This window comes from Leisingera sp. M523 (assembly GCF_025141335.1).
Lineage (GTDB): Bacteria > Pseudomonadota > Alphaproteobacteria > Rhodobacterales > Rhodobacteraceae > Leisingera.
Genome location: NZ_CP081036.1, coordinates 3,276,908 through 3,299,203 on the forward strand (window position 1 = coordinate 3,276,908; position 22,296 = coordinate 3,299,203).

Sequence of the window (22,296 nt, forward strand, 5' to 3'; positions counted from 1 at the left end):
CGGCGCAGCGGTGCAAGACCGCGCCGCCCTCTACCTGTGGTTACAAAAATCTTGCGGGCCTTTAACGGAGCGGTAATAACATGGACCCCAGTTTCAGCATTTCATTGCAAAGGCCCATTGTATGTCCGGTTTCCCCAGTTTCCTTGCAGCATTTCTGATTGCGGCGGGCATGTTCTGCCCCGGTGCCTTGCGCGCAGAATGCGTGGATATCGGCAAAACATGCATTGCCAGCAACGACTTGAAGGCAAAGATCCGGATTGGAAACCACACGCCGGACTTGCAGGGGCTGATCCAGTTCACTGAGCTGACCGATCTTACACTGATGGCCGACCTGCGTTTCAAGGACCCTGTCGATCTGTCCCCCCTCGCCGCGATGCCAAAGCTGCAAAGGCTGGCCTTGGTCAATATCACCGCACCGGACCTGGCTCCGCTGACCCGGCTGCCGCGGCTGAAGCGGCTCAGCCTTGATTCTGTCCGCGCGCCGGATTTCACCCCGCTGGCCCGGGTGACACAGCTTGAGCATCTCTCGGTCTGGGGGGCCGGGGATGTCACCGATCTGTCTTTTGTCAGCGGCCTGACCCGGCTGCAAAGCCTGAATATTGCGGATTCCGGTGTGTCCGACCTAAGCCCGCTATCCGGCCTTACTGATCTGGCAGTCTTTCTTGCCTTCAACACTCAGGTCTCTGACCTCAGCCCGCTGTCGGGCACCAACCTGCAGGTGGCCTGGATCTCCAATTGCCCGGTCCAAAGCGTGGCCGCGCTGGCCGCCTCCGACCGGCTGGAGATGCTGCGCGCCGATGGAACCCAGCTGGAAAACCTGGACGGGCTGGAAGGGAAGCCCGCACTGCACACCCTGATCCTGTCAGACACGCAGGTGGCGGACCTGATCCCGATAACAGGGGCAACCGGTCTGAAGGAGCTGGCCTTGGACGGAACCCGGATCAGCGACATCACACCGCTGAACGGGCTGGATGCGCTGCACAAGCTAAATCTGACAGACACCGCCGTCTCCAGCCTTGCGCCTCTGGCGGGCAAAAACCTGCGTGTGCTGTCGCTCACCAATACTGCCGTGTCCAGCCTTGCTGCGGTGCAGGATATGGAGACCCTTTGGGACTTCAGCATTTCCGGAACAGCCGTCACCGATCTCACCCCGCTTAAGAACCTTAAAGAGCTTTCCATTCTCCGGGCGATCGGCCTGCCCGTCGAGGCGCTGCAGCCGCTGCTAGAGGTTGAAAACCTGCGGATTGTCTTTGCCGGCCCTGACTTCGAGTCGCACAGGCGCCTGCTTGGGAAAGAGAATATAGCCCAGTACATCGCAGCCACCCCCTAACAGGTACAGTTTCAAGGCTGTCTGCACTGGCGCTGATCATCGGCACCGGCAGCGGCACATCCCGCCGGGCCGCGGTCTCTGTCCGGGCTTGATCCAAAAGCGAACCTGCGGGGCAACGCAATTTTGACTTAATCAGTCAGATACCCATCGCACCCCAGGATCCCAGGACCCGCCCCGGCGGCACCGGCCGGCTGCAGGGGATTGTCAGGCAGAATAGCACCAAAGCCATGACACGCATCGATATCAGCTTGCAGGCGCACAAACCCTGCTTCTTTCTGGTTGGAAATACCCTCGGGTGAATTGGCCGGAAGGCCAAGAGGGCAGCGCCCTCCCCTGATCAGCGTGCGTCCTTCAGCAGCCGCTGCTTCTGGCGGGACCAGTCGCGCTTGGCCTCACTCGCCCGCTTGTCGTGGTTCTTCTTGCCCTTGGCGATGCCCAGCTTGATCTTGGCGCGGCCCTTGTGGTTGAAGTATAAAACCAGCGGCACCAGGGTCATCCCCTTGCGCTGGGTGGCGTTCCACAGATCCGACAGTTCTTTGCGCGAAACCAGCAGCTTGCGGCGGCGGCGCTCTTCGTGCTTGAACAGCTTGGCCTGCTCGTAAGGCGGGATATAGGCGTTCACCAGCCACAGCTCGCCGTTCTCCACCGCGGCATAGCTGTCGGCGATGTTGGAACCGCCCCCGCGCAGCGCCTTGACTTCGGACCCCTCCAGCATGATGCCGCATTCGATATCGTCTTCGATTGCGTAATCGTACCGCGCCCGCCGGCTCTCGGCGATCACTTTGTAATTCGGGTCGGATGTCTGCTTCTTATTGGCCATGGGAGGCAGATGTAAGGCGGCGCGGCGGCGGGCGCAAGACGCGCATCACGGCTTGCGGCTGCGCAGCAGCGTGAAAACACCACTGCCCACAATCACTGCACTGCCGATCAGGGTCAGCGCATCGGGCCGTTCGCCAAAAACCAGCACCCCCAGCACCATGGCAAAGATCAGCCTGGTATAGCGGAACGGCGCAATCACCGAGATTTCGCCCGCCCGCATCGCCCCGGACAAAGCGTTATAGGCAATGACGCCGATCACCGTGGCTGCCGTGATTTTCAGCGAATTGCCCAGACTTGGCCAGACCGCCCCGCCCGTCCATCCCAGCGCGGCCGCACCGGCAACCACCAGCATGGCAAAGCCAAGGAACCCCAGCTGGTTGTTGCTCATGTCCTTGGGCGCCGCGCGGGTGGCCAGATCCCGGCCCGCAAACCCCAGCGTGCCGGCAACCGCAAACAACGAGGCAGGCTCAAACCCGCTCAGGCCCGGACGCAGGATCAGCAGCACCCCGGCAAACCCCAGCCCGATCGCCAGCCAGCGCCGCCAGCCCACCGTCTCGCCAAAGAACACCACAGCACCCGCTGCCACAACCAAAGGCGTCGCCTGCAGGATGGCCGAGGCCGAGGACAAAGGCGTCAGCGCAATCGCCAGCGTGTAACACAGGCGTCCTGCGACTTCCGCCACAGAGCGCAGCAGCATCGGGCGCGTGCCAAAACCCGGGTGCCAGGGAGCGTGACCCTGCGCACGCGCCATCGCGGCAAAGATGACCATGCCGCCAAACCCGAACAGGATCAGAATCTGTCCCACAGGAATGTCGCGGGCCGCGGATTTGATGAACATATCCTCCAGCGCAAAGGTGGCCATGGCCAGCACCATCAACAGGCTTCCGCGCAGCGTGTCCATTCCGGTGCCCTTTCAAATCCAGAAAACTCAATGACTTGGGCAAGTGGTAGGCCCGCCGCAGACAATGCACAAGTGAAGGATTTCAGTCCCGCTGCGTCAGACCTGCCTGCCGGTAGTGGTGCATGTTGAGAAAAGCCGCACCGGTCCCGGCGCTGCGGTAGCCATGCGGCTGGTCGGCGGCAAAGCGCAGGCCTTGCCCGGCCTCCAGCATCACCCATTCGCCAGATCGCAGCACCTCCATCGACCCGTGCAGCACAAACACTTCCTCGGTGACGCCGGTGTCATGCGGCTGGGACTGGTGGCTTTGCCCTGGCTGCAGCGTGACCTGAAAGGTCTCAGCCCCAAGCAGCGGATCAAAGGGAAAGACAATCTTGACCCCGATACTGCCCGGAAACTGCACCGTCTCATAAACGCCGGTGGCCGCGCTTACCGGCCGCGTAGCCTCTCCAATCAGCGCGGTCAGCGGCAGGTGAAACCCTTTGGCAATCTTCCACAGGGTAGCAATCGTCGGGCTTGATTCGCCGCGCTCAATCTGCCCCAGCATTGCCTTGCTGACGCCCGTGACCTCCGCCGCTTTGGACAGGCTAAGCCCCGCCTGCGTACGGATGTTCCGCAGGTTCAGGGTGATGGTTTCATCGCTCATAAGATCCGCCGCTCAAAAAGCACTTGTGCGCTATAACGCACGATGTGTAATGTGCGCTATAACGCACAACACCCCTAGCCGATCCGGCGCCAGAGGAAAAGCCGCATGCTCAAGGATCTGAAACTCTCGCATCTTGTCTCCGGCGCGGTGGCCGTGCTGGTCGGCTATACAGGTTCGGTTGCGATCATTTTCCAAGCCATCGAGGCCGTCGGCGCCACCCAGTCCCAGGCCAACAGCTGGATGCTGGTGCTGGGGCTTGGGATGGGGCTGACCTGCCTGATCCTGTCGCTGATCTACCGGATGCCGATCCTCACCGCATGGTCCACCCCCGGCGCGGCGCTGCTGGCTGTCAGCCTCAACGGCGTGCCGCTGCCGGAGGCTGTCGGCGCTTTCATGCTCTGCGCCGTGCTCTTGACTCTCACCGGCGTCACTGGCTGGTTTGCCGCCCTCTCCCGCCTTATCCCGGACAGCCTGGCCAGCGCGATGCTGGCGGGCATCCTGTTCCAGTTCGGCCTTTCGGCTTTCACCTCGCTGCAAAGTGACACCGCGCTGGTGGCGGTGATGGGTCTCACCTTCCTTGCGGGCCGCAAGCTGTTTCCCCGCTACACAATCCCAGCGGTGCTGGCGGCAGGTGTGACCTGGTGCGCAGGCACCGGAGCTCTTGGCAGCTTGGAGGCGCTGGACCTGACCCTGGCGCGGCCTGAGTTCGTGATGCCCGCCTTCTCGCTGCCAGTGCTGATCGGCATCGGACTGCCGCTTTACATCGTCACCATGTCCTCGCAGAACATGCCCGGAGTGGTGGCACTGCGGGCTTGCGGATACGAACCGCCGGTCTCTGCCAGCCTCACTGTCACCGGGCTGGCCTCGCTTCTGCTCGCACCCTTCGGCGGTTTTGCCTTCAACCTTGCCGCCATCACAGCCGCCATCTGCGCCGGTCCGGAAGCGGATGAGAACCCGGACACCCGCTATCTGGCAGGCGTCATGACGGGCCTCGTCTACATTCTGGTGGGCTTGGGCGGCGCCACCGTCATCAGCCTGTTCCTGATCGCGCCCAAAGCGCTGGTCGCCACCGTCGCGGGCCTGGCGTTACTGTCAACCATCGGCAACAGCCTGTCTGCCGCGCTGGCCGTTAGCAAAGGCCGCGAGGCAGCACTGATCACCTTCATGACCACAGTGTCCGGCATCAGCTTCTTTGGAATCGGCGCGCCGTTCTGGGCGCTGGTGCTGGGACTGGCGGTGAATCACTGGCTGAAAAGCCCCGAGCCCGCACCCGCCCGCGCCTGAGAACCAACCCGAGAGACATTTCACCGCTGAAATCCGGCGCCAACTGCGCCAAAGTTACCGAACAGCCCCCCGGCAGGTTGCCTTTATTGCGCAAATCGTGTCCCTGAGGGCAAAGACTAAGGGAAATAGCCTGATGCCAATGTACCGATCCAGAACCTCCACCCATGGCCGCAACATGGCGGGCGCGCGCGGATTGTGGCGCGCCACCGGCATGAAAGACGATGATTTCGGCAAGCCGATCATCGCCATCGTCAACTCCTTCACCCAGTTTGTGCCCGGCCACGTGCATTTGAAGGACCTGGGCCAGATGGTCGCCCGCGAGGTTGAGGCGGCCGGCGGCGTCGCCAAGGAATTCAACACCATTGCGGTGGATGACGGTATCGCAATGGGCCACGACGGCATGCTCTATTCGCTGCCCTCGCGCGAGGTGATTGCGGATAGCGTCGAATATATGGTCAACGCGCACTGTGCCGACGCCATGGTCTGCATCTCCAACTGCGACAAGATCACTCCGGGCATGCTAATGGCTGCCATGCGCCTGAACATCCCGGCGATCTTTGTTTCCGGCGGGCCGATGGAAGCGGGCAAGATCGACATCGCCGATCTGGACATGACGAAGATCGACCTGGTGGACGCCATGGTTGCAGCGGCGAATGACAAATTCACCGATGAGCAGGTCCAGCACATCGAAGAGAACGCCTGCCCGACCTGCGGGTCGTGCTCGGGCATGTTCACGGCGAACTCAATGAACTGCCTGGCCGAGGCGCTGGGTCTGGCGCTGCCCGGCAACGGCTCGACCCTGGCGACCCACGCCGACCGCAAGCACCTGTTCCTGGAAGCGGGACGCAAGATCGTCGACATCACCAAGCGTCACTATGTCGGCGAAGAAAAAGGCCTGCTGCCGCGCGAGATTGCCACGTTCAAGGCGTTTGAGAACGCGATGAGCCTGGACATTGCCATGGGCGGCTCCACCAACACGGTGCTGCACCTGCTGGCGATTGCCAATGAGGGCGAAGTCGACTTCAACATGTCCCACATGGACCAGCTGAGCCGCAAGGTGCCTTGCCTGTGCAAGGTCGCGCCGAACACGGCCAATGTGCATATGGAAGACGTGCACCGGGCTGGCGGCATCTTCTCGATCCTGGGTGAATTGTCCCGTGCGGGCCTGCTGCATAATGATTGCAGCACCGTGCATACCTCGACCATGGGCGAGGCGATTGCCAAATGGGATATCAAGGTTGCCAACAACCCCGAGGCGGAGGCGCTGTTCAAGGCGGCCCCTGGCGGCGTGCGCACAACACAAGCGTTCTCTCAGTCCAACCGCTACAAAGAGCTGGACAGCGACCGTGAAAACGGCGTGATCCGTTCCAAGGAACACGCCTTCAGCCAGGACGGCGGCCTTGCGGTTCTGTTCGGCAATATCGCGCTGGACGGCTGCATCGTGAAAACCGCCGGCGTCGATGCCAGCAATCTCACCTTCACCGGTTCGGCCTATGTCTGCGAAAGCCAAGACGCGGCGGTCAACGACATCCTGACCGGCAAGGTCAAAGAAGGCGACGTGGTGGTGATCCGCTATGAGGGTCCGCGCGGCGGTCCAGGGATGCAGGAAATGCTCTACCCGACCTCCTACCTGAAATCCAAAGGCCTCGGCAAAAAATGCGCGCTGCTGACGGACGGACGGTTCTCCGGCGGCACCTCGGGCCTGTCGATCGGCCATGTCTCGCCCGAGGCAGCCGAAGGCGGTCTGATCGGCCTGGTGCAGCAGGGCGACACCATCGAGATCGACATTCCCAACCGCTCGATCCATCTGGCGGTGCCGGACGAGGACCTGGCCGCGCGCCGCGAAGCGCAGGATGCCGCCGGCTGGAAACCCGCCGCGCCGCGCAAACGCAAGGTCTCCAAGGCGCTGAAAGCCTACGCGCTGCTGGCCACATCGGCGGCCAAAGGCGCCGTGCGCGCGCTGCCTGACGAGGACTGAAGCCCTTCAGTCACGAAACATTCAACACCCGCCGCAAAAAACGCGGCGGGTTTTCTTTTGCGCCTGTCCCTGAACCGCCTCTCAGCAACATTCCTGTTTCAGCAAAAACTCCCGCCCCCGCTACGCCCCGCTAGCTAACGCCAGCACGCCAAGCGGCGTTGGGCCAAGCGCCGCGCTAACGCGCGGCGTGCCTCCGGCGGGAGTATTTAGCCAAAGGTGAAGCCGAATGGCCGATTGCTACACCCGCCCGCGCCGCGCCAGCGGCGCTGGGCCCAAGGCTTTTGGCGCTGCATCTTTGATGCTGCGGCAAGGCGCGGGAGCGCCCTGCCCGCCTGCTTACTCCCCCAGCTTGGCGTGCACCTCGTCCAGGTCGATCTCGCCCACCGGCATCTTGTTGCCGGGGTTCTCGAAATCGTATTTGAACAGTTCGAAATCGCGTTTGTAGATCTCATAGACCAGATGCATCGACAGGTCATCGAAGTAATCCTCCACCGGATGGGCGCGTTTGGGGCCGTGGCCTTCGCTTTCGTTGAAGCGCGGGATCGCGGCCAGGTCCACGGCATGCGGCGTTTCGATCGCATCAAGCACGCCTTGCATGCCGGTGTTGAAATCCTCGGTCCAGAAAATCCGGTTGTAGCGCCCGCCGTTCAGGATGAAGGTGGACACATGCCCCGACATCGCCGACCAGTGGATGTCCGGGTCCATCGGGCGGCGCCAGCGGATGGTGTCGCGCACGAACAGCAGAAACCGGCGGAAGCTGGCGATCTGGTCGAATTCCTGCTTGCCGTCCTCGCCGCCGACCTCGATGCCGTATTCATAGGCCAGCTTGGGCACCAGATTGCCGCGGTAACGCCGCCCGTTGCGCTGGATGCCGCAGATCTTGTCAAAAAACGAGCTGAGCACGCGGGTGTAAGGATTGCGAACACAGGTAAAGGCATAAGACCGTTGCTCCTGCACATTTCGGGTGATCGGCGCCTGGCTGTGCTCCAGCGCCCATTTGTGCAGGCCATCCTTGGCGTCATGAATGTCGCCATCGAAAAACTGCCCGTGATCGGAGTAATGCAGGATCTGCCCGATCGTCGAGCAGGCGCATTTCGGCACCACCCGGTAGACCACACTTTCACTTTCCGTCATCCAGGTGCCGGGGAACCCCATCCGCTGCCCTCTTGTTTATTCTTGCCTTGTCCCCAGCAGTACTCGCATATGTTTACCGAAACGGGAACTATCTGGTTTATTCGTGCCTTAAGCCCGCTTATCAAGGGAAACAATCAGGCAAAACAAGGCAATCCGTCCACGCCATGGCAAAAATCGCATATATTCTGCTCTGCCATAAAGACCCCGAGGCGATCATCCAGCAGGCTGAGCGGCTGACCGCGGCCGGCGATTACATGGCGATTCACTTTGACGGGCGGGCGGCACCGGAAGACTATCAGCTGATCCGGGCTGAACTGGCGGACAATCCCAATGTGGCCTTTGCCAAAAAGCGGATCAAATGCGGCTGGGGGGAATGGTCGCTGGTCGAGGCGACGCTGCACGCGCTGCGCAGCGCGGTTGATGAATTCCCGCGCGCCACCCATTTCTACATGCTGTCGGGCGATTGCATGGCGGTGAAAACTGCGGAGTATGCCCACCGGTTCCTTGATCAGCATGACAAAGATTTCATCGAAAGCTTTGATTTCTTCGAAAGCGACTGGATCAAAACCGGCATGAAGGAAGACCGGCTGATCTACCGGCACATTTTTAACGAGCGCAAGCACAAGCAGCTGTTTTACTGGAGCCATGGTCTGCAGAAACGCCTGGGGCTGCAGCGCGAGGTGCCGGCCGATATCCAGGTGCAGATCGGCAGCCAGTGGTGGTGCCTGCGCCGCCGCACGGTGGAGTGGATCCTGGAATTCACCCGCAGGCGCCGCGATGTGATGCGGTTCTTCCGCACCACCTGGATTCCGGATGAAACTTTCTTTCAGACCCTGGTGCGCCATCTGATCCCGGAAGGCGAGATCGAGACCCGCACCCTCACCTTCCTGATGTTCACCGATTACGGTATGCCGGTGAATTTCCACAATGACCATTACGACCTGCTGCTGAGTCAGGACTTTTTGTTCGCCCGCAAGATCAGCCCGGAAGCGACCGAGCTGAAGTCGCGGCTTGGGCGGCTTTATGCGGCGCAAGGCGTCGACTTCCAAATCTCCAACGAGGGGCGCAGCCTGTATACATTCCTGGTCCAAAGGGGCCGGATCGGGCGCCGGTTTGCACCGCGGTTCTGGGAAACCGAAAGCTCGCTGGGGCGTGAACGCGAGCTGCTGATCGTGATCTGCAAGAAATGGCACGTGGCCAAGCGGCTGCTGGAGCAGATCCGGCAAGTGACCAATATCCCGGCCATCGACTACCTGTTCAACGAAGAAGACACCCCTTTGCCCGACCTCGGCGGCATCCAAGCGGCGCTGATGAAGCGCACCCGGCACCGCCGCGCGCTGATGCGGATGCTGTTCGAATACTACGAGTCCGACCAGCTGATCATCTGTCTGGATCCCGGCGCCATCGACCTGATGAACGATTTTCATTCCGACCGCTCCTCGACCCGCTTCCTGCAGATCGAATGCGAGTTCAGCAACGACTATCTGACCGGCCACGCGCACCGGGTCGGGCTGGCGGGTGAGCGCACACCGCAATTGACGCTGGAACGCCTGCTGCCGACTATCCGCAACGACATCCTGCATGAAAACGACCGCATCCGCGATGCCGGGTTCAGCCAGCTGTTCCATATGCGGGAAAGCAGCAGCCCGGAAGAAAACGCAGGCCAGCTGCGCGGTTTCCTGGGTCTGACAGAGGAGAAAGCCATGCAGATTGCCGAGACCCATTACCTGTTCGCAGATTGATCCGGCCGCCGCGCGCAGCGGCACGCATTGACAAGACCGGGGCGGTGGCGTCGTCATGCAGGGACGAAGAGATCCGCCCGGGACAGGATCATAACCATCAAAGGGTTTGAAAGATGGCAGACCAACCGGACCGCAAAGCCGTATTTTTGACCGGCAGCCTGATGCGGCATGTCACCCGCATGTCGCTGACCGCCAGCATCGGGCTGATGGCGATGTTTGCGGTTGATTTCGTCGACATGGCCTTTATCGCGATGCTGGGAAATGACGCGCTGGCAGCTGCGGTGGGATATGCCGGAACGCTGCTGTTTTTCACCAATTCGATCAATATCGGACTGTCCATCGCCGCAGGTTCACTGGTGGCGCGGGAGCTGGGCGCGGGGCGGCCGGATCAGGCGCAGCAATATGCCACCAGCGTGGCCGCCATCGGGGTTCTGACCGGGCTTTTGATGCCGGTCCTGGTGCTGGCCTATCTGGAACAGATCCTGGCGCTGCTCGGCGCTGAGGGCGAGGTGCTGCGGCTGGCCATGCGCTATGTCTGGATCATTCTGCCGACGATGTGGGTAATGGCGCTGGCGATGACCGGCATGGCGGTGCTGCGCGCCCATGGCGATGCGCGCCGGTCGATGATGGCGACGCTGTACGGCGGCGGCTTGAATGCGGTGCTGGACCCGCTGCTGATCTTTGGCTTGGGATTGGGGCTGGATGGCGCGGCCATTGCCTCGGTGCTGGCGCGGGCCTGTATGCTGGGGGCCGCCTTCTGGCCCGCCATCCGGGTGCATCAGGGCTTCATGCGGCCCTCGCTGCGGCAGATCGGCGGCGACCTGCGGGCGATCCGGGCAATCGCGGTGCCTGCGGTACTGACCAATGTCGCAACCCCGCTCGGCAACGCCATTGTGCTGCGCGAGATCGCCCAGTTTGGAACTGAGGCGGTCGCCGGGATGGCGGTGATCGGGCGCCTGATGCCGGTGGCATTTTCGGTGATCTTTGCGCTGTCCGGCGCCATCGGCCCGATCATCGGCCAGAACTTTGGCGCCGGGCAGTTTGCCCGTGTGCGCCAGGCGTTTCTGGCCGGCATCGCCTTTACCGCGGTCTATGTGCTGCTGATGGCGGCCGTTCTGTTTGCCCTGCGGATGCCGATTGCGGATCTGTTCTCGGCCACGGGCGAGACCCGCACGCTGATCTACCTGTTCTGCGGGCCGCTGGCACTGGCGTATTTCTTCAACGGGGTGCTGTTTGTCGAAAACGCCAGCTTCAACAATCTGGGCCACCCGGTCTATTCCACATGGATCAACTGGGGCCGCCACACTCTGGGGACCTGGCCGCTGGCCGTTCTGGGCGGCACCTTATACGGTGCGCCTGGGGTGTTGCTGGGCCAGGCGGCCGGCGGGGTGATCTTTGCCTGCCTGGGCGGGCTGCTGCTGCGCCGTGTTCTGCTGCAGCTGACCCGGCCTGCCGCGGTGGATGCCTTTGCTCCGCAGAACCGGCTGCACGCGCTGCTGGGGCGCCGCGGCTGGTAATCCGGCACCAGCCCTACATCACCGCAGAACCTGCCAGATGTTCGGCGATCCAGTCGAACACCAGACTGGGCCCCCGCAGGCGGCTGGAATAGTCGCGCGACATCACATAGCCGGCATCGCTGACCACCACATCCGGCACCACTCTGACCAGCGACCCGTTCTGCAGCAGCCTGTCGATCAGCCCCAGCCAGCCCAGGGCAATACCATCGCCCGACACCGCAGATTGCACCACCATGTCGTAGTTGTTGAAACTGATATAGTTCTTCGACCGCTCCCCCGCGATACCCAAGCGATCGAACCAGCCCTGCCAGGTCTGCCATTCCGCCGAGGCCGGTTTCGACAGGCTGAGCAGCTGAAAATCCAGCAAGCTTGCAGCTGAAGACACCGGGCCATGCCGTTCCAGATAGGCCGGGCTGCACACCGCCCCCACCCGCTCCTGCAGCAGCATCACATCGCCGTCGCCCATACTGCTGCGCGGGCCGACGTGGATCTTGATATCGCAATCCTCGCCATAGTCGTCCGGCGCTACCTGCGAGGCGAGGATCTGGATCTCAATCTCATCGCCCAGTTCGGCGCGCAAATGCGACAGCCGCGGCAGCAGCCAGAAACTGGCAAAGGCAAAATCCGCCGAGATCCGCACCCTGGGGCGGGACTTGCGCTCCAGCAGCGACGCCACCGAGTTTCCCATCTGCGCCATCGCCGGACGGACCACATTCAACAGCCGCACACCTTCGTTGGTCAGCGACACGCCGCGGTGCTCGCGCCGGAACAGAGCAATGCCCAATTCCGTCTCAAGCCCCTTGATTTTCTGCGAGACCGCCGATTGTGTCAGCCCCAGCGCCTCGGCTGCGCCGGTGAAATTACCATGCCGGGCCACCAGGTCGAAACTATGCAGCGCGACCAGATTATAGCTCAGTTTCCTATTAATGCTGCTAATGTCATTCATAAATTATTGCCTACTGCAAAAGGCAGAATTTTTGTACCAGAAAATGCCCTGTGTAAGGTCTGCTAAGCCGTAGCCCCGGGCGGCATCAACCGGCAGATCAACAGAAAACAGGGATTTTTCATGTCAATCAAACCTCCTTTAACGGATCTGCCGATCGGCACGTCCGACAGCGGATTTTACCGGGGCTTCAGCCAGATCGTCACCATTTCTTCAAAGCTGATGATCGGCGGGCTGGTGGTCTGGGCCATTGCCTTTCCCGAACAATCCGGCGCCGTGCTGAATTCGGTCAACGGCTTCATTCTGGCCTCTTTCGGGGCCTGGTACATCTGGACCGTGGCGCTGTTCGTGCTGTGCTGTATCGCGCTGGCGATCTGGCCCGCCGCCGGACGGCTGAAGCTGGGCCAGAACGGTGACACGCCGGAGTTTTCCAACTTCTCGTGGTTTTCGATGATGTTCGGGGCCGGCATCGGGGTCGGCATGCTGACCTGGGCGGTGGCCGAGCCGATCTATCATTGGAACAACAACCCTGAAGTGATCCAAGGCCTGACCAACGGCGGTGCTGCGGACAATATCCGGATGGCTTACAAATGGTCGTTCCTGCATTGGGGGCTGGGTGCCTGGGCCTGCTATGCAATTGCCGGGCTCGCGCTGGGGTTCTTCAGCTACCGCCGCGGGCTGCCGCTGACCATGCGTTCGTCGCTGACACCGCTGTTCGGCGCCCGGCTGTCCGGATCCATCGGCCATGTGGTGGATATTGTCGCCGTGGTCGCCACCATCCTTGGCGTGGCGCAGACCCTGGGTTTCGGAGTGGAACAATTTGTCTCCGGCCTCACCCGGATTGGCATTGATGGGCTGACCAACGAGGCCGGCACCGCCAATACCGCCGGCGTGATCGTGGCAATCCTGGTGATAATGGCAGCCTCCACCGCCTCGGCCCTGTCGGGTGTCGGCAAGGGGATCAAATGGCTGTCAAACATCAACATGGTGCTGAGTATCGCGCTGTTGAGCTTCTTTCTGTTGTTCGGCTCCACCTTCTTTGGCCTGCAGGCGCTGGTTGTCGGTCTGTGGGATTACCTGATCGCACTGCCGGATATGATGTTCCGGGTCTGGACCGGCGACGGCACCCCGGACAGCGTGGCCACAAAGCTGGAAGGCTGGCAGGGCGGCTGGTCGGTGTTTTACTGGGCCTGGTGGATTGCCTTTGCCCCGTTTGTCGGCTTGTTCCTGGCGCGGATCTCCAAGGGCCGCACAATCCGCGAATTTGTGCTGGGCGCCATGATCGTGCCGTCGCTGATGTGCTTTGTCTGGTTCACCTGGGCCGGCGGTACCGCAATTGATTTGGAACTTTATGGCGGCGCCGACGGCCAGATCGCCACGGCACCTGATGGCGACAAGATCTTTGCCATGGTACAATACATGCTGTCGCCCTGGGTCGGCTGGGCGATGTCGGTGATGATCGTGGTCCTGCTGATGACCTATCTGGTGACCACGGCGGACAGCGCGGTGCTGATCGTCAACACCATCAACGCCGCCGGCGACGAAGGCCCCAAGGCCCGCCCGCATATCATCTTCTGGGGTGTGGCCCTTGGTGCGGTGGTGACGGCGCTGCTGCTGGTCGGAGGATTGAAGGCAATCCAGACCGCAATGGTGATCGGCGCCCTGCCCTTCTCGGTGGTGATGGTGCTGCAATGCGCCGCCCTGATCAAAGCGATCTACAACGACGGCCGCCGCGAGCAGGCTGGGATCGCCACCACCATCACTCAGGAGCCGGCGGAATAAAGCCACCGGCGAATGGCTGCTTGCGGGCGGGGCAGCCATTCACACCCTTTCCACTGCTGCCCGCATCTTTCCCGGCGCTGAACACAGCAACAAAGGAAGCAAAATGAGCAAATACTATAACAGGGAAACCCTCCACCCAGCAGTGCGCATGCATGCGGAGGAAACAGCCCAAGGCAAACTGGACCGCCGCGAATTCCTGTCCCGCGCAACCGCGCTGGGTGTGACCGCATCCGCGGCCTATGGCATGATCGGCCTCAGCCAGCCGGTGCAGGCGGCGGCCAATGCCCAGCAGGGCGGCACCATCCGCATCCAGCAGGTTGTGCGCGCCCTCCTCGACCCGCCGCTGTTCAACTGGCCGCAGCTGGGCAATCTGGTGCGCGGCTACCTGGAATATCTGGTGCAGTACAATGCCGACGGCACCTTTGAGCCGCGGCTGCTGGAAAGCTGGGAGGTCAACGAGGATGCCACCGAATACTTGCTGCACATCCGCCCCGGCGTGAACTGGAACGACGGCCGCGGCACCCTTACCGCCAAGGACGTCGCCTATAACTTTGCCCGCTGGTGTGATGGCAAATGGGAAGGCAACTCAATGGCGGCCCGCATGGGCTCCTTGCAGAACGCGGCCGGCGACGGCCCCGCCGAGGGCGCGCTGGAGGTGGTTGACGATCTGACACTGAAGGTAAAACTCACCCGCCCGGACATCACCATCATCCCGGCAGTGACCGAATACCCCGCGGCCATTGTGCCGGACGGCTGGTCGGGCGATCCGGGCGCCGACCCGGTCGGCACCGGGCCTTACAAACTGGTGGAATATGAGGTCGGCGTGAAAGTGGCCCTGGAAAAGAACACCGATCACGAATGGTGGGGCGAAGGTGCCCATCTGGACCGGATCGAGTTCATTGACTTCGGCACCGACGGCTCCACCCATCTGTCAGCCGCCGAGGCCGAAGAAATCGACATGGTCTATGAAACCGTGGGGGAATACGTCGATATCTTCACCTCCATCGGCTGGAAGTTGAGCGAATCCGTCTCGGCCAACACCCTGGTGCTGCGCACCAACCGCGATGCCGAGGTGGACGGGGCGCAGCCCTATGCCGACGCCCGTGTCCGCCGCGCCCTGGCGCTGGCTTGCGACAACGCGGTGCTGCTGGAACTCGGCTATGACGGGCGCGGCACCCTGGCGGAGAACCACCACGTCTGCCCGATCCACCCGGAATACGCCGATATCGGCGCCCCGGTGCGCGACCCGGAAGCCGCCCGCCAATTGATGGAGGAGGCCGGGATGCTCGATTTCGAGCATGAGCTGTTCTCAATCGACGACGACTGGCGCCGCAATACTACCGATGCGCTGGCAGCGCAGATGCGCGATGCCGGCCTCAAGGTCAAACGCACGGTTCTGCCCGGCAACACCTTTTGGAACGACTGGGACAAATATCCGTTCAGCTCCACCGACTGGGGCCACCGCCCGCTGGGGGTGCAGGTGCTGACACTGGCCTATAAAACCGGGGTGGCCTGGAATGAAACCGGTCTCGCCAGCACCGAGTTCGACAGCATGCTGGAGGCCGCCTCAGCCATTGCCGATGCCGATACCCGCCGGGGGCATATGGAGAAGATTGAGCAGTTCATGCGTGACGACGGCACCGTGATCCAGCCTTACTGGCGCTCGCTTTACCGTCACGCCCGCCCTGGTATCATCGGCGCCGAGAGCCACCCGATCAACGAAATCCACGTGCACAAACTGGCGCTGGAAGCCTGATCAGGCCTTAAAAAAAAGGACGCGCGCCAGATCCGGCGCGCGCCCGTTTTCATCAGATATCGACCTCAACCCGGCCAATCGGGTTGGAGCAGCAGGCCAGGATGTAACCGGCCTCCACGTCTTCCTCTGAAATGCCGCCGTTGTGGACCATATGCACCTCGCCTGCGGTTTTCTTGACCTTGCAGGTGCCGCAGATGCCAAAGGTGCAGCCCGACGGGATGTTCAGCCCCGAAGCCTTGGCCACCGCCAGCACCGTATCTGTTTCGGTGCAGGTTGCCATAACACCGGACGCCGCAAAGCTGATCTCGGCGGCAGCAGTTTCCTCCGGCACCACATCGTCGATCTCGGGCACATCAGCGGCTGTTTCAACCGGCGCGCCAAAGCTCTCCTGATTGTAGTTCTCCATGTCAAAGCCCAGGCCGTTCAGCATGTCGCGCACCGCCTGCATGAAGGGTTCCGGCCCGCAGCAGTAGACCTCGCGCTCCAGATAATCCTGCGCGATAAGGCCCAGCATGATCTGGTTCAGCTGGCCGCGGTAGCCGGTCCAGACCTGATAGGGATCGTCCTCTTCCACCACCAGGTTCAGCTTCAACCCCGGCAGCCGCGACGCCATGCTTTCCAGCTGCTGACGGGCGATGATCTCGCTGGGGCGTTTGGCGCAGTTGATAAAGCAGATGTCGGGCGACTGGCCGCGGTCGAACAGATACTGTGTCATCGACAGGCTGGGCGTGATGCCCGAGCCTGCGGAGATGAACAGAAACTTGCCATTCGGGCGCTTTGGCAGGGTGAACACCCCTGCCGGGCCAGAGGCGCGCAGGATCCTGCCGGGGCGCAGATGGTCCAGCATCCAGCGGGTGCCGATGCTGTCGCCCTGGGCCTTGACCGTTACCGAGATCGACAATGGCCGCGAGGGCGACGAGCTGATGGTGTAGGTGCGCCAGACGGTCCCTTCCGGCACCGGCAGTTCCAGTGTCAGGAACTGGCCCGGCTGGTATTTAAACCACGCGCCGGACGGCGCGCGGAAGCTGAAGGTGGCGGTGTTCGGAGCTTCCGGAACAACCGAGACGCATTCCAGCATCTCGTCATCCTTCCACGCCAGGGTTTCGTCCAATGTCTCAAAATTGGCCTGCAATCCCATGATCTTACTCCGCCGCAATCAGATGGCGGCCGGTCAGCGCGCGGGTCAGATGCTCGGCATACCAGTTGGAGAACTGAATGACGCCGCTTTCCTGCACTTCGGAATAGGGGCCGGGTTCATAGGCGGGGGAGTTGATGCCTTGCTGGTTGTCCTCGACCACGATGCGGTCCTCGTCATTGGTCGCCATCCAGACCTCGGTCAGGCGCTTGATGTCATAGTCCTGGCCCTCAACCGCATCCTTGTGCACCAGCCATTTGGTGGTGACTTCGGTCTCGGTCGGGCTGATCGGAGTGACACGGAACACAAGGGAATGATCCGGCAGGAAGTGGTTCCAGGTGGTCGGATAATGGAACTTCAGCAGCGTGCCGGCATCCGCAAAGGGCACCCGGCCCAGCGGCTTGGCCACTGCCGCCTTGCCGTCCATGGTGTAGCTTTCAGCGCCTTCGTTCAGCGGCATCCGTGCCAGCCGGTGCTGGCCGCGCGCATCCATGCGGAACTGCGCCGGGCAGCCTGCCGCTTCGATCCGGTCAAAGTGCTTTTGCAGATGCGGCGGGGTCTCGCCGCCCTCAACGCCTGTCACCGACGGATCCTCGGGGAAGGTCCGGCACAGCGACGGGTGGTTGCCGCCGCAGTGGTAGCACTCGCGGTTGTTTTCCCAGACCAGCTTCCAGTTGCCGTTCTCAATGATCGAGCTTTCAAAGGCCACCTTGGCATTGCCCAGATCATGCGGCTCCAGATAGGGGCGGGCCACCTCGGCAAAACCGTTAAAATCCGGCGCTTCATCCGCCAGGCAGATGTAGATCAGCCCGGCCAGGTCGCGGCAATGCACCGGCTTCAGCCCGTGTTTGGAGGCATCGAAATCCGGCCCCATGTCCCGCGCCCACAGCAGTTTGCCGTCCAGCTCGTAGGTCCACTGGTGGTAGGGGCAGACCAGCTTGGGCGAATTGCCTTTCTTCGCCTTGCACACAACCGAACCGCGGTGGCGGCAGGCGTTGTGGAAAGCACGCACTTCGCCATCAGTGCCACGCACGATGATGACGTTATACGACCCCACCTGATGGGTCACATAGTTGCCCGGTTTCGGCACTTCGCAGGCGGGAATGGCAAACAGCCACTCGCGGTAGAAGATCTGCCGCAGGTCCAGGTCCAGAACACCCGGATCGGTATAGAACGCCTGTTCCAGAGAATAGTTTTTCTGCCGCGCCATCAGCTTGGCCAGAATTTCGCTGTCGTGAAGCATCTGCTTCTCTCCTCTGCCGCATCCCCGCGGCGTGTTGGCTTGGTCGCAGGCATAGGCAAAGGGATTGCGGACACGCGCCGCAACCGCCCCGCCGCCGTCCGCGGTTGACGTTTTCATGGCAAGGCTGGTTTCCGGACTGTCCCGGGGCCATTCGGCGGCGGGGCCTGGCACCTTCCCGAAGCGCTTGCTTCAGTGGTCATTGCCATGCCTTGCCCGGGGTCACCGTTGCGGGGGCAGTGCCGGAGTTTCACCAGCTTCCCAATTCTCCGCCCCAAGGGGCGGCACCTTGCTATCTGCGGTATTGCCTGAAAAATTTCCCGCCATCGGAAACAAAACCGACCCGCAAAAACCGGAAAAAGACATGCATGTTTGCCGAGCCGGGCGGGACAGGGATGTCCAGAAACTCAAACCGGCATCCGCCAGCCCGTTTGCGGCAAGCGCTTATCTTTCATGCGGTTACCCGCTGCTGATCCACCGAATCGATTCGCACGCAGTGAATCTTGCGCCGGCCCCTTGGAACGCGGCGTGCACTTAATTATATTTCGTATAATTAAATGCGTGCACAGGAGAATCCGATGACCACCGGCCACGTCTTCATCGCCACCAGCCTCGACGGCTTTGTGGCCCGCCAGGACCATTCGCTGGATTGGCTGCACAAACAGCCTGTTGCCGAAGATGACGATGGCGGCTTTGCCGCCTTCATGGACAGCGTCTACGGGCTGGTCATGGGAACCGGATCGTTCCGCACCCTGCTCGGGTTCGGCCAATGGCCCTACAGCAAACCTGTTGTGGTCCTCAGCAACAGCCTGACCGAACAGGACATTCCCGAGAAGCTGAAGGACAAGGTGCGCCTCAGCACCGCCGCACCCGCAGACCTTATGCAGGAGCTGCAAGAAGAGGGCTGGACCCGCGCCTATATCGACGGCGGACGGATGGTGCAGTCCTTCCTGCGCCAGGGGCTGATCACCGATCTGACCATCACAACGGTCCCGATTCTGATCGGCAGCGGCATTCCGCTGTTCGGCAGCCTGGACCGGGACATCGACCTCCAGGTGGCAAGCTCCCGCATCCTGCCCACCGGCATGGTCCAGACCACGTTCCGGGTAGCCTGACCGATGCCCCCGCGCATGGGCCGCCCGCCCAGGGGCAGCCGGACCCTCAGCAAGGATGATGTGCTGAAAACGGCCCTGCAGCTGCTCGATGAGGGCGGCAGCAAGGCCCTCACCTTCAAAGCACTGGCAGAGGCGCTTGGCGTCACCCCGATGGCCGTTGCCCATCACGCCGGAACCAAGGACGAGATGATTGCATCCCTCGTCGCCATTGCGTTTGCAGGTTCAGACACCCCGTCTGAAGCGGCAACGCCCAAACTGCGGCTGCGCGATCTGATGACCCGCTATTGCGCCCAAGTGACCAAGCATCCGGAACTTGCAAAGTGCATCCTGGAAAATCCGGCCCTGATCGGCCCCTCCCTGACCGGGCTGACCCGGCTGATCGAGGCGGAAATCACCGCCGCAGGCGTATCTGGCGCAGAGGCCCGCACCATTCTTTGCCTGCTGGTGGATTACACACACGGCTTCGCCTTTGCTGCCGCCGCGGCACCACGCGGGGCGCTTTCGGCTGGCGATTTCACCCCGGCGCTGGACTGGGTGCTCGACCGTATCGAGTAAAAAAATGCGGGCCCGAACGGGCCCGCGCATCCGTTTGCATATTTCAGAGCCGCCCGGCCCGCGGCCCCTCTCGTCACTTCGACTTCCAGCTGTCCAGCCAGCGCCGGAACCGCCCCCTGCGCTCGGCAAGCGCATCGCCCGCGGCATACAGGCTGTCTTCGACATTTTCGACCATCGGGTCGATCCGCGCCCGGCGGAAGCGGCGCCAGCGCACATAGACGGCCCAGAACACCGCCGCCAGAAGCACCAGAACAATGATCGTGAACCAGTTGGTTGGCTTGTCCTCCGGTCCCGCAACCGGGTTGATCGTCACCGCGTTGGGGAAGACCGACAGGAATTCATTGCGCCAGCCGTAGTGCATCACCGCTACCCACTCCGGGTTCGCCTTGGTTGAGATGCTGTCATTGGCATCAGTATACAGATTGGCGGTATCGAACTTGAAATAAGGCGGCCAATTCCAGCCGGTATCCTCATTCCGGTACACGATATTGCGGCCATTGGGGCGCACCGCCTGGATGAACTGCACATCGCGGTTGATCAGCTCCGCCGACTGGTCATCCGGCTGCGACCAGAAAACCCTCGTCCAGTCGTTCAGCTCCTGCCGCTCCTCATAGGTATTGACGATGCGCACCACATCGTACTGCGGCAGCGTGTAATGCAGGAAGGCGCCGAACAGCACCCAGATGGTAATCAGGAAAGCCCATTTGATGAAACGCATCTGCTGCACCTCACATGAAGTTAATGACATAGACCAGAAACGCCAGCGCCCCTAGCGGAATGATATAGACCAGCAAGATCAGCTTGCGCCGGAACGAGCGGTCGTATTGTTTCAGCCCCCGCTGGATGAAGGCGGAGCGGTCGCCGGTCAACCCCTTCTCTTTCCAGCGGCGTTTCAGTTTCGCCCGCCGCACCTCACGCGAATAAAGCGACACCGTGCCATAGGCTACGGTCAGCACCACCAGCAGGATCAGGATCAGGCGAAAAAACCCGAACATTCAGCAGTCCCTCACCCGGCTGACCGCGCCCCAGGGGCCGACCCGGTAAACCATCCCCTTGCGCCGCACTCGCGGCAGGCTGGGCGTGCGTCCTTCCATATCCGGCTCATGCCCGAACAACGCAGCGCGCGCGCCGGCCTTGTCCACCGCATACTCCCGCGCCAGAAACTCTGCCGCATAGGCCTTTTTCGTCTCCGGCCAGCCCCGGTACTGGCGGTAGAATTCTTCTTTGTGGCAGATGAACATCTGGCGGAAGTCATGCGGGCACAGCTCCGCCAGCAGCATATTCACCAAGTCCCGCTGGGCAGTGTCCGACGCCCGCAAGGAATAGAAGTAGGCCGGATGGTCCGAGCGGATCTTCGGCCATTTGCCGCCCCCCTCGGCCCAGCGCACCAGCGCCGCAAGCCCCTCGAACTCCGCCGGCAGCTCATCCGCATGCCGCGCCGCCATCCGCCGCAGGTCACCGCGCGACAGGCCAGTGAGGTCCCGGCCCTTCCCGGTCAGCACGCTGACGGCCAGGAACCCCATCTTTTGCCGCAGGATCGCCGCGCCATCGACGCCGCGCGACCGGATCACCGGCTCGGCCAAACCATTCAGCTCCAGAAACTTGGCAATCGCATTGCGCTCGCTCAGATCGAACACATGGGTAAGCGGCACGCCCTCGGGCTTTGCCCCGCTGGCAATCACCGCCGGATGCGCGACACCCTGAAACACATACAACCCGCCGAAATGCGCGGTCCAGAAGTTCGACTGCTCAAACACCTCATGCTCCAGATGCACCGGATTGCGGGTGACATCGCCGGTCTGCTCCGCCGTCGCGATCATCTCCCCGATCAGCGTATCATCAAACCAGGCATCCTCATGGGTCTTGAACCGTTCCACCAGCTGCGCCAGGTGGTCCGCATGGCGCAAGGTGCCCTTGGTCGTATCTGCCTCGATCCGCACCTGCTGGATGTCGAACAGCCTGGCTGGGGTCGAGACCTCAAACACCGAATTCACCAGTTCGCCGGCAACGGCATCGGTCGCCGTCAGCGCAAACAGCTGGCGTTCATTGACCTCGATAAACCGGCGCAGAATGTCCCGGCTGGTGGAGAATTTCACATGCAAGAGCGGGCAGCGTTTCTGCTCGGTGCTCAGCAGGATGAACTGCCGGTTCACGCCCGCATGGTTCAGATAGTGATCATCCCCCAGCTCATCGCCCACTTCAGGGGAGTAGCCCGAGATATCGACGTGGAAATCCGTGAGGTCCGTGGTCTTGCCGGTCAGATGCTTCAGCGCGCGGTTGTAGCGCTCCACCAGCGCCGGCGAGGCCACATGGAAGAGATTGCCAAACATCAGGCCATGCTGGATGAGGCGTTTCATATGTTCCTCCTGTCCGCATCACGTAAGCGATGCACTCCCTTCCAGAGCAGTTGCGAATATCCCTC

The 22,296-nt window shown here is 62.0% G+C and carries 19 protein-coding genes and 1 riboswitch; of the genes, 9 read left to right on the forward strand and 10 right to left on the reverse strand.

The window, feature by feature from the left end; genetic code table 11:
• The first annotated feature begins 121 nt into the window (after window positions 1–121).
• The gene (locus tag K3557_RS16195; protein WP_259995018.1) at window positions 122–1,330 is read left to right on the forward strand and encodes a leucine-rich repeat domain-containing protein; all 1,209 of its coding nucleotides are present in this window, start codon (window positions 122–124) and stop codon (window positions 1,328–1,330) included.
• Between the two features lie 337 nt (window positions 1,331–1,667).
• Here K3557_RS16195 and smpB read toward each other — a convergent pair whose 3' ends face one another.
• The 3 genes from smpB to K3557_RS16210 form a co-directional block, all read right to left on the reverse strand.
• Entirely contained in the window at window positions 1,668–2,150 is a 483-nt protein-coding gene (gene smpB / locus K3557_RS16200) for an SsrA-binding protein SmpB (RefSeq protein WP_129372117.1), read from the reverse strand.
• 45 nt (window positions 2,151–2,195) lie between these two features.
• Window positions 2,196–3,050 carry a DMT family transporter gene (locus K3557_RS16205; protein WP_259995022.1) on the reverse strand — a complete coding sequence of 285 codons (855 nt, stop codon included), beginning with the start codon at window positions 3,048–3,050 and terminating at the stop codon, window positions 2,196–2,198.
• 82 nt (window positions 3,051–3,132) lie between these two features.
• Window positions 3,133–3,693, reverse strand: a complete 561-nt coding sequence (locus K3557_RS16210; RefSeq protein ID WP_259995025.1) for a helix-turn-helix domain-containing protein — start codon at window positions 3,691–3,693, stop codon at window positions 3,133–3,135.
• A 105-nt stretch (window positions 3,694–3,798) separates the two neighbouring features.
• Here K3557_RS16210 and K3557_RS16215 point away from each other — a divergent pair, with 105 nt between their 5' ends.
• Window positions 3,799–4,977: a benzoate/H(+) symporter BenE family transporter gene (locus tag K3557_RS16215; RefSeq protein WP_259995026.1), complete on the forward strand. Its 1,179-nt coding sequence runs from the start codon at window positions 3,799–3,801 to the stop codon at window positions 4,975–4,977.
• Window positions 4,978–5,110: 133 nt separating this feature from the next.
• Complete coding sequence (gene ilvD, locus K3557_RS16220) at window positions 5,111–6,955, forward strand: dihydroxy-acid dehydratase (protein WP_259995028.1); 1,845 nt, start codon at window positions 5,111–5,113, stop codon at window positions 6,953–6,955.
• Window positions 6,956–7,291: 336 nt separating this feature from the next.
• Here ilvD and K3557_RS16225 read toward each other — a convergent pair whose 3' ends face one another.
• Complete coding sequence (locus tag K3557_RS16225) at window positions 7,292–8,110, reverse strand: sulfotransferase family protein (RefSeq protein ID WP_259995031.1); 819 nt, start codon at window positions 8,108–8,110, stop codon at window positions 7,292–7,294.
• A 143-nt stretch (window positions 8,111–8,253) separates the two neighbouring features.
• Here K3557_RS16225 and K3557_RS16230 point away from each other — a divergent pair, with 143 nt between their 5' ends.
• Both K3557_RS16230 and K3557_RS16235 read left to right on the forward strand, forming a co-directional pair.
• Entirely contained in the window at window positions 8,254–9,831 is a 1,578-nt protein-coding gene (locus K3557_RS16230) for a DUF5928 domain-containing protein (protein ID WP_259995033.1), read from the forward strand.
• Between the two features lie 113 nt (window positions 9,832–9,944).
• Window positions 9,945–11,348: an MATE family efflux transporter gene (locus K3557_RS16235; RefSeq protein ID WP_259995035.1), complete on the forward strand. Its 1,404-nt coding sequence runs from the start codon at window positions 9,945–9,947 to the stop codon at window positions 11,346–11,348.
• A gap of 13 nt (window positions 11,349–11,361) precedes the next feature.
• On the opposite strand, the gene K3557_RS16240 is transcribed toward K3557_RS16235, so the two are convergent.
• A complete protein-coding gene (locus K3557_RS16240; protein WP_211038133.1) occupies window positions 11,362–12,294 on the reverse strand; it encodes a LysR family transcriptional regulator in 933 nt (310 codons plus the stop codon).
• Between the two features lie 120 nt (window positions 12,295–12,414).
• Between K3557_RS16240 and K3557_RS16245 the strand changes: the two genes are divergently transcribed.
• Both K3557_RS16245 and K3557_RS16250 read left to right on the forward strand, forming a co-directional pair.
• Complete coding sequence (locus tag K3557_RS16245; protein WP_259995036.1) at window positions 12,415–14,073, forward strand: BCCT family transporter; 1,659 nt, start codon at window positions 12,415–12,417, stop codon at window positions 14,071–14,073.
• Between the two features lie 103 nt (window positions 14,074–14,176).
• Window positions 14,177–15,829 carry an ABC transporter substrate-binding protein gene (locus tag K3557_RS16250; RefSeq protein ID WP_259995039.1) on the forward strand — a complete coding sequence of 551 codons (1,653 nt, stop codon included), beginning with the start codon at window positions 14,177–14,179 and terminating at the stop codon, window positions 15,827–15,829.
• 52 nt (window positions 15,830–15,881) lie between these two features.
• On the opposite strand, the gene K3557_RS16255 is transcribed toward K3557_RS16250, so the two are convergent.
• Together K3557_RS16255 and K3557_RS16260 are read right to left on the reverse strand one after the other, a co-directional pair.
• Entirely contained in the window at window positions 15,882–16,967 is a 1,086-nt protein-coding gene (locus tag K3557_RS16255; protein WP_259995042.1) for a hybrid-cluster NAD(P)-dependent oxidoreductase, read from the reverse strand.
• Between the two features lie 4 nt (window positions 16,968–16,971).
• A complete protein-coding gene (locus K3557_RS16260) occupies window positions 16,972–18,207 on the reverse strand; it encodes an SRPBCC family protein (RefSeq protein WP_259999660.1) in 1,236 nt (411 codons plus the stop codon).
• Between the two features lie 104 nt (window positions 18,208–18,311).
• A riboswitch (cobalamin riboswitch) is annotated at window positions 18,312–18,511 on the reverse strand.
• Window positions 18,512–18,782: 271 nt separating this feature from the next.
• Between K3557_RS16260 and K3557_RS16265 the strand changes: the two genes are divergently transcribed.
• Complete coding sequence (locus K3557_RS16265) at window positions 18,783–19,319, forward strand: dihydrofolate reductase family protein (protein WP_259995044.1); 537 nt, start codon at window positions 18,783–18,785, stop codon at window positions 19,317–19,319.
• A gap of 15 nt (window positions 19,320–19,334) precedes the next feature.
• Window positions 19,335–19,874, forward strand: a complete 540-nt coding sequence (locus tag K3557_RS16270; RefSeq protein ID WP_259995046.1) for a TetR/AcrR family transcriptional regulator — start codon at window positions 19,335–19,337, stop codon at window positions 19,872–19,874.
• Window positions 19,875–19,947: 73 nt separating this feature from the next.
• Here the strand turns inward: K3557_RS16270 and K3557_RS16275 are convergent, their stop codons facing one another.
• From K3557_RS16275 to K3557_RS16285, 3 genes are read right to left on the reverse strand one after another with little or no spacing between them, the layout of a single operon-like run.
• On the reverse strand, window positions 19,948–20,592 hold the full coding sequence (locus K3557_RS16275; protein WP_129372130.1) for a DUF1523 family protein: 645 nt from the start codon (window positions 20,590–20,592) through the stop codon (window positions 19,948–19,950).
• Between the two features lie 10 nt (window positions 20,593–20,602).
• Complete coding sequence (locus tag K3557_RS16280) at window positions 20,603–20,869, reverse strand: hypothetical protein (RefSeq protein ID WP_129372131.1); 267 nt, start codon at window positions 20,867–20,869, stop codon at window positions 20,603–20,605.
• Window positions 20,870–22,231, reverse strand: coding sequence for a DUF6638 family protein (locus tag K3557_RS16285; protein ID WP_259995049.1), 1,362 nt, complete (start codon window positions 22,229–22,231; stop codon window positions 20,870–20,872). It lies immediately after the preceding gene.
• Between the last annotated feature and the right edge of the window lie 65 nt (window positions 22,232–22,296).

Bases quoted from the DNA above. Each gene is read 5' to 3' on its own strand.
- K3557_RS16210 (WP_259995025.1), bottom strand. From the start codon at position 3,693: ATGAGCGATGAAACCATCACCCTGAACCTGCGGAACATCCGTACGCAG.
- K3557_RS16215 (WP_259995026.1), top strand. From the start codon at position 3,799: ATGCTCAAGGATCTGAAACTCTCGCATCTTGTCTCCGGCGCGGTGGCC.
- K3557_RS16265 (WP_259995044.1), top strand. From the start codon at position 18,783: ATGACCACCGGCCACGTCTTCATCGCCACCAGCCTCGACGGCTTTGTG.
- K3557_RS16205 (WP_259995022.1), bottom strand. From the start codon at position 3,050: ATGGACACGCTGCGCGGAAGCCTGTTGATGGTGCTGGCCATGGCCACC.
- K3557_RS16225 (WP_259995031.1), bottom strand. From the start codon at position 8,110: ATGGGGTTCCCCGGCACCTGGATGACGGAAAGTGAAAGTGTGGTCTAC.
- K3557_RS16245 (WP_259995036.1), top strand. From the start codon at position 12,415: ATGTCAATCAAACCTCCTTTAACGGATCTGCCGATCGGCACGTCCGAC.
- K3557_RS16240 (WP_211038133.1), bottom strand. From the start codon at position 12,294: ATGAATGACATTAGCAGCATTAATAGGAAACTGAGCTATAATCTGGTC.
- K3557_RS16270 (WP_259995046.1), top strand. From the start codon at position 19,335: ATGGGCCGCCCGCCCAGGGGCAGCCGGACCCTCAGCAAGGATGATGTG.
- K3557_RS16235 (WP_259995035.1), top strand. From the start codon at position 9,945: ATGGCAGACCAACCGGACCGCAAAGCCGTATTTTTGACCGGCAGCCTG.
- K3557_RS16250 (WP_259995039.1), top strand. From the start codon at position 14,177: ATGAGCAAATACTATAACAGGGAAACCCTCCACCCAGCAGTGCGCATG.
- ilvD (WP_259995028.1), top strand. From the start codon at position 5,111: ATGCCAATGTACCGATCCAGAACCTCCACCCATGGCCGCAACATGGCG.
- K3557_RS16260 (WP_259999660.1), bottom strand. From the start codon at position 18,207: ATGCTTCACGACAGCGAAATTCTGGCCAAGCTGATGGCGCGGCAGAAA.
- K3557_RS16195 (WP_259995018.1), top strand. From the start codon at position 122: ATGTCCGGTTTCCCCAGTTTCCTTGCAGCATTTCTGATTGCGGCGGGC.
- K3557_RS16275 (WP_129372130.1), bottom strand. From the start codon at position 20,592: ATGCGTTTCATCAAATGGGCTTTCCTGATTACCATCTGGGTGCTGTTC.
- K3557_RS16285 (WP_259995049.1), bottom strand. From the start codon at position 22,231: ATGAAACGCCTCATCCAGCATGGCCTGATGTTTGGCAATCTCTTCCAT.
- K3557_RS16255 (WP_259995042.1), bottom strand. From the start codon at position 16,967: ATGGGATTGCAGGCCAATTTTGAGACATTGGACGAAACCCTGGCGTGG.
- K3557_RS16280 (WP_129372131.1), bottom strand. From the start codon at position 20,869: ATGTTCGGGTTTTTTCGCCTGATCCTGATCCTGCTGGTGGTGCTGACC.
- K3557_RS16230 (WP_259995033.1), top strand. From the start codon at position 8,254: ATGGCAAAAATCGCATATATTCTGCTCTGCCATAAAGACCCCGAGGCG.
- smpB (WP_129372117.1), bottom strand. From the start codon at position 2,150: ATGGCCAATAAGAAGCAGACATCCGACCCGAATTACAAAGTGATCGCC.